The 1,503-nt window shown below is 65.2% G+C and carries 1 protein-coding gene and 1 pseudogene; both read left to right on the forward strand.

Annotated features, from left to right (window positions below; translation table 11 throughout):
- Positions 1-965: 965 nt before the first annotated feature.
- The gene (locus tag AC1DY5_RS55235) at positions 966-1,112 is read left to right on the forward strand and encodes a transposase domain-containing protein (RefSeq protein ID WP_478122631.1); all 147 of its coding nucleotides are present in this window, start codon (positions 966-968) and stop codon (positions 1,110-1,112) included.
- 176 nt (positions 1,113-1,288) lie between these two features.
- Positions 1,289-1,503, forward strand: a pseudogene (locus AC1DY5_RS55240) (hypothetical protein); the annotation flags it as partial.

Consider the following 1,503-nt stretch of genomic DNA (forward strand, 5'->3'; position numbering starts at 1 on the left):
ATCCCCAACTTCGTGCCGTCAAATCGGGGCAACTTCACGGTTACCGGGGTCTGGAAGCGCAACCCGCAAGGCCTCAAGGCCCTCAATGCGGCTCTGGGCCACGAGCGCGAGGCACACCGGTCTCAGAGAGCGGCTACGACCACTGTCAGAGGCCGCCTGGCAAAACTCGGTGAACGGACCCGACGCCTGCTTTCCGGCAGTCGGGACGGGTCCCGTTAGGCACTTCGCCCTACCTCGGGATTCCGCCTGTGTTTTTTCATGCGCGCTGGGCGGACGGCCGCCGGCATCGAGGCCCCACTCTCAGTGAGCGGGTTGCCGAAGCGCCCTCTACCAGCGCCAGCGGACCATCTAGTCGCAGAGTACGCCATATTTATTATGTCTGTGTGACCCCGACGTTCGGCACCTCGCTGATCGCGGGCTTTTTTTTACCCGCCTGGCCGCTTCAACCTCCAGCGTCCAGATCGTCGCTCCGATGCTCAGCAGCACCTCGAGATCGGGTTTGTCGCGCCACCTGCAGCGACGGGCGCTATCCTCCAGCCATGCCACTGCCCAGTTCAGGGACGAGTTCCACGATGAGGCCTCCTCCCTCGACCTCGCAAGAAGGCATTGCCCCGCGTCGAACAACCAGCGCCAGCTTCAACAGTGCTGTGCCTCCCGCGCATTCTGCTCGAGGTGGCATGGATTTGGGGGCAACCTCCCGATGTGCGGTGCCGTGTCCGGCAGGCCCGCGCGGCCGCTTGCTGGACGAGTTGCGCTCCTGGCTCACGAGCATGGGCAAAGTATCCGAAGAAGTCGGAGTTGGCCAAGGCGATCGGCGACTCGCTCTCACGCTGACGCTCGCTCAAACGCTGCCGCGATGACGGGCGGCGCATCGAGATCGACAGCAATGCGGCCGAACGCGCCCTGCGTGTGGCGTAGCCCTTGGCAGGACCAACTATCTGTTCACGGGCTCGGACGCCGGCGGAGTGCGCGCGGCGTCGATTTACAGTCTGGTGGAGACGGCCAAGCTGAGCGGGCTCCATCCGCAGGCGTACGCGCCGATCAACCGCTTCGACGAGTTGCTGCCGTGGAACATCGGCGGGCCGCACGTTGAGCAACGACTGACCGCCTGAGGACCTCCCGCCCGGGCGTCTGCAACGCGAAGAGGACGACGCAGTGAACCCGAAGCTGATCGATGCGCTCGACCGCGCGAGCAGCCTGGAGCTGTTCCAGTTGAGCGCCTCGAACGCATGCTGGCCGATCCACGGCGGATCATCGCCGTGCGGACCAACATGAACTGGGGCAGACCGTGCGCTTTCTCGACTGGCGCGACGGCCAGATGCGCAACGGCAAGGTGGTCGCCATGAAGGACACGCAGGTCACCTTGCACGAGGAAGGCACGCGGCGCGAGTGGAAACTGCCCTATACGGCCGTCGAACCGCCAGGTCCTTTCAGCGGTACCGCCACGGCGCCTGCGCGCCCCGCGCCGCCGAAAAACATGCCTGCGCGCGGAAACATCCGATG

It is taken from the genome of Variovorax sp. P4_D9, assembly GCF_056401695.1.